The organism is Aquibacillus sediminis (assembly GCF_005870085.1).
In the GTDB taxonomy this organism is placed as follows: domain Bacteria; phylum Bacillota; class Bacilli; order Bacillales; family Amphibacillaceae; genus Aquibacillus_E; species Aquibacillus_E sediminis.
The window spans coordinates 1-3,593 of sequence record NZ_SZNM01000054.1; the positions used below are offsets into that span (position 1 = coordinate 1).

Sequence of the window (3,593 nt, forward strand, 5' to 3'; positions counted from 1 at the left end):
GAGTATCTTTCACTCATACAAAAACTAGCTTTCAAAAATTGATTCAAGGTTAATCGTTTCAATTAGATGAAACGTCTTACCCAATCTGTTTCATACTGGTTGTTTTGTTCAGTTTTCAAAGATCAAAAGTTGAAGTCGTTTATAGCGACAAAATCAACTATATCATCCCAACAACATTTTGTCAATACTTTTTTGTTGTTTTTGTGTTTCGCATCTCATTTAATAATGCGACTATAATAATATATCACATTATAAAACCTAAAGTCAATAACTTTTCAAAAATGTTATGTTCGACTCTCGTGATGAGAGGTTTATAATATACCATAAAAAATTAAACTAATCAATAGCATGGCTAATTACAATATTTCCCTTACTAACTATTATCATTTGTTTCATGTAAAAGAAGTTACCTCATAAGAGATAACTTCTTTTACGATGGAGCCTAGCGGGATCGAACCGCTGACCTCCTGCGTGCAAAGCAGGCGCTCTCCCAGCTGAGCTAAGGCCCCAAATCATTAAAGCATTTTTAATTAATATAAAAAAATGGCTGGGCTAGCTGGATTCGAACCAGCGCATGACGGTACCAAAAACCGTTGCCTTACCGCTTGGCTATAGCCCAATTATTTATAAATTAGTTGCAGTAATAAATTAAATGGTGGAGGATGCAGGGCTCGAACCTGCGACCCCTTGCTTGTAAGGCAAGTGCTCTCCCAGCTGAGCTAATCCTCCACAAATTATCAATTGAGCTTATATAATAATGGTGACCCGTACGGGATTCGAACCCGTGTTACCGCCGTGAAAGGGCGGTGTCTTAACCACTTGACCAACGGGCCATAAAATGGCTCCACCGGTAGGATTCGAACCTACGACCGATCGGTTAACAGCCGATTGCTCTACCACTGAGCTACGGTGGATCAATTAATAAAAGAGTTTTCAATGAGCTTGTACAGTAGAGTTGGATGTGCTCAAAGTGTTTTGCTATTCGTTGATGCCTTCACTTTTCGCAGGGACCTACTAGGGTGATTATGCGATGTTGCAAATGGTCCAGCTACGGTGGATCAATTCTAAACGCGCCCTAGAGGATTCGAACCTCTGACCCACAGCTTAGAAGGCTGTTGCTCTATCCTGCTGAGCTAAGGGCGCAAGTTACTAAATTAATGGGCCTGAGTGGACTTGAACCACCGACCTCACGCTTATCAGGCGTGCGCTCTAACCAACTGAGCTACAGGCCCATTATTGTAATGGAGCGGGTGAAGGGAATCGAACCCTCGACATCAGCTTGGAAGGCTGAGGTTTTACCACTAAACTACACCCGCATATACTTTAAATGGTGGAGGGAGTAGGACTCGAACCTACGAACCCGATGGGAGCGGATTTACAGTCCGCCGCGTTTGGCCAACTTCGCTATCCCTCCACTATTTTTAAGTGGTGGCTCGGGACGGAATCGAACCGCCGACACACGGATTTTCAGTCCGTTGCTCTACCGACTGAGCTACCGAGCCTTATTCTGTATAATTTTCTTGTTTTTTTCTCGATCTTCATCTTACTTCGGTGTCTATTCAATGATGCTCTGTGCTCGTCACGTTGCTTGTTTATTCGGCGATGGCTACGCTCCTCGCAAAACCTACATAGATGTTATTCCACTGAGGTTTACGGTTTCTCTACCGACTAAGCTACCGAGCCATTATAATTTCAATTTTCATGGCGGAGGAGGAGGGATTCGAACCCCCGCGAGCCGTGAAGCCCCTGGCGGTTTTCAAGACCGCTCCCTTCAGCCAGACTTGGGTACTCCTCCGTATTTTTATTGATGGACCCTGCAGGATTCGAACCTGCGACCGATCGGTTATGAGCCGATAGCTCTAACCAACTGAGCTAAGGGTCCTATTATAGCGGCGGAGGGGATCGAACCCCCGACCTCACGGGTATGAACCGTACGCTCTCGCCAGCTGAGCTACGCCGCCTCGATTATAAAGTGGAGCCTAGCGGGATCGAACCGCTGACCTCCTGCGTGCAAAGCAGGCGCTCTCCCAGCTGAGCTAAGGCCCCATAATATTTTTTTATGATCGGGAAGACAGGATTCGAACCTACGACCCCTTGGTCCCAAACCAAGTGCTCTACCAAGCTGAGCTACTTCCCGTAGTTGGCGCGCCCGAGAGGAGTCGAACCCCTAACCTCTTGATCCGTAGTCAAACGCTCTATCCAATTGAGCTACGGGCGCTAATGGTGCCGAGGGCCGGACTCGAACCGGCACGATAGTCACCTATCGCAGGATTTTAAGTCCTGTGCGTCTGCCAATTCCGCCACCCCGGCATGGCTAATAAGTTAATTGGAGCGGAAGACGGGATTCGAACCCGCGACCCCCACCTTGGCAAGGTGGTGTTCTACCACTGAACTACTTCCGCAAGTATTTGGTGCGGGTGGAGGGAGTCGAACCCCCACGTCCGAAGACACTAGATCCTAAGTCTAGCGCGTCTGCCAATTCCGCCACACCCGCATTTATGATGAGCCATGGAGGATTCCGACGCCGTAGGCTAGTCCTTGTTACCACTAAATTTAAACGAAACAAGGGAACCGTAGGTGAGAATCCATAACCATAACTTCCTTGATGAGCCATGGAGGATTCGAACCTCCGACCCTCTGATTAAAAGTCAGATGCTCTACCAACTGAGCTAATGGCTCTTGATTTGTTTTTTCATGAAAATGGTGCCGGCCAGAGGACTTGAACCCCCAACCTACTGATTACAAGTCAGTTGCTCTACCAGTTGAGCTAGGCCGGCTAATAAAATATTTACATTATTATTTTAATTGAGCAAGAAGTTAAATCAATAGATGTATTGTGCTCGTCACGTTGCATGATTTATCGGAGAAGTTTACGCTCCTCGCAAAACCTACAATGATGCTTATTCAAGAGGTTTACGGTTTCTCTACCAGTTGAGCTAGGCTGGCTTACTATATGGCGGTCCGGACGGGACTCGAACCCGCGACCTCCTGCGTGACAGGCAGGCATTCTAACCAACTGAACTACCGGACCAAAAATGTTAAAATTTATAATTTTAAGGAAAATTATTATCTAGCTAAGAAGTAATCTCAATGTAGTTAGATAAAATTTGGTTGCGGGGGCAAGATTTGAACTTGCGACCTTCGGGTTATGAGCCCGACGAGCTACCAGACTGCTCCACCCCGCGATGATAAAAAATATAATTTTTGAACTATAAGGCTTAGCGGCGTCCTACTCTCGCAGGGGCAAGGCCCCAACTACCATTGGCGCTGAAGAGCTTAACTGCTGTGTTCGGCATGGGAACAGGTGTGACCTCTTCGCTATTGCCACTAAACCATATTTTCATTAAGGACAAAATATATTATATGCATTTTTTATATAAAATGCAAGTGTTTTTTGCACCTTCAAAACTAGATAAGAATTACTCAAAACAATCAAACTTTTAAACAGTCTAGCTGAATCCTAATTAATATAGATAAGTCCTCGATCTATTAGTATCCGTCAGCTGCACGTGTCACCACGCTTCCACCTCGGACCTATCAACCTCATCGTCTCTGAGGGATCTTACTCATTTAAAATGATGGGAAGTCTCATC

General features: G+C 45.6%; 23 tRNA genes and 2 rRNA genes. All 25 read right to left on the reverse strand.

Annotated elements, in window-relative coordinates:
- Positions 1 to 436 precede the first annotated feature (436 nt).
- A tRNA-Ala gene (locus FCI53_RS20890) sits at positions 437 to 509 on the reverse strand.
- 35 nt (positions 510 to 544) lie between these two features.
- Positions 545 to 619, reverse strand: a tRNA-Gln gene (locus FCI53_RS20895).
- Positions 620 to 653: 34 nt separating this feature from the next.
- Positions 654 to 729: transfer RNA gene (locus FCI53_RS20900), tRNA-Val, on the reverse strand.
- A gap of 29 nt (positions 730 to 758) precedes the next feature.
- Positions 759 to 833 (reverse strand) — tRNA-Glu (locus tag FCI53_RS20905).
- 6 nt (positions 834 to 839) lie between these two features.
- Positions 840 to 914: transfer RNA gene (locus FCI53_RS20910), tRNA-Asn, on the reverse strand.
- Positions 915 to 1,069: 155 nt separating this feature from the next.
- Positions 1,070 to 1,143, reverse strand: a tRNA-Arg gene (locus tag FCI53_RS20915).
- Between the two features lie 15 nt (positions 1,144 to 1,158).
- A tRNA-Ile gene (locus tag FCI53_RS20920) sits at positions 1,159 to 1,232 on the reverse strand.
- 10 nt (positions 1,233 to 1,242) lie between these two features.
- A tRNA-Gly gene (locus FCI53_RS20925) sits at positions 1,243 to 1,316 on the reverse strand.
- Between the two features lie 12 nt (positions 1,317 to 1,328).
- A tRNA-Tyr gene (locus FCI53_RS20930) sits at positions 1,329 to 1,414 on the reverse strand.
- A gap of 12 nt (positions 1,415 to 1,426) precedes the next feature.
- A tRNA-Phe gene (locus FCI53_RS20935) sits at positions 1,427 to 1,502 on the reverse strand.
- A gap of 200 nt (positions 1,503 to 1,702) precedes the next feature.
- A tRNA-Ser gene (locus FCI53_RS20940) sits at positions 1,703 to 1,795 on the reverse strand.
- A gap of 13 nt (positions 1,796 to 1,808) precedes the next feature.
- Positions 1,809 to 1,882, reverse strand: a tRNA-Ile gene (locus FCI53_RS20945).
- Positions 1,883 to 1,887: 5 nt separating this feature from the next.
- A tRNA-Met gene (locus FCI53_RS20950) sits at positions 1,888 to 1,961 on the reverse strand.
- Positions 1,962 to 1,973: 12 nt separating this feature from the next.
- Positions 1,974 to 2,046: transfer RNA gene (locus FCI53_RS20955), tRNA-Ala, on the reverse strand.
- Between the two features lie 17 nt (positions 2,047 to 2,063).
- Positions 2,064 to 2,137, reverse strand: a tRNA-Pro gene (locus FCI53_RS20960).
- Positions 2,138 to 2,141: 4 nt separating this feature from the next.
- Positions 2,142 to 2,218, reverse strand: a tRNA-Arg gene (locus FCI53_RS20965).
- A gap of 3 nt (positions 2,219 to 2,221) precedes the next feature.
- Positions 2,222 to 2,310 (reverse strand) — tRNA-Leu (locus tag FCI53_RS20970).
- 17 nt (positions 2,311 to 2,327) lie between these two features.
- Positions 2,328 to 2,402, reverse strand: a tRNA-Gly gene (locus tag FCI53_RS20975).
- 7 nt (positions 2,403 to 2,409) lie between these two features.
- Positions 2,410 to 2,494, reverse strand: a tRNA-Leu gene (locus FCI53_RS20980).
- Positions 2,495 to 2,606: 112 nt separating this feature from the next.
- Positions 2,607 to 2,679 (reverse strand) — tRNA-Lys (locus tag FCI53_RS20985).
- Between the two features lie 22 nt (positions 2,680 to 2,701).
- Positions 2,702 to 2,777: transfer RNA gene (locus tag FCI53_RS20990), tRNA-Thr, on the reverse strand.
- Between the two features lie 177 nt (positions 2,778 to 2,954).
- Positions 2,955 to 3,031 (reverse strand) — tRNA-Asp (locus FCI53_RS20995).
- A gap of 77 nt (positions 3,032 to 3,108) precedes the next feature.
- Positions 3,109 to 3,185 (reverse strand) — tRNA-Met (locus tag FCI53_RS21000).
- A 31-nt stretch (positions 3,186 to 3,216) separates the two neighbouring features.
- Positions 3,217 to 3,332: ribosomal RNA gene (gene rrf / locus FCI53_RS21005) — 5S ribosomal RNA — on the reverse strand.
- A gap of 137 nt (positions 3,333 to 3,469) precedes the next feature.
- Positions 3,470 to 3,593: ribosomal RNA gene (locus FCI53_RS21010) — 23S ribosomal RNA — on the reverse strand; the annotation flags it as partial.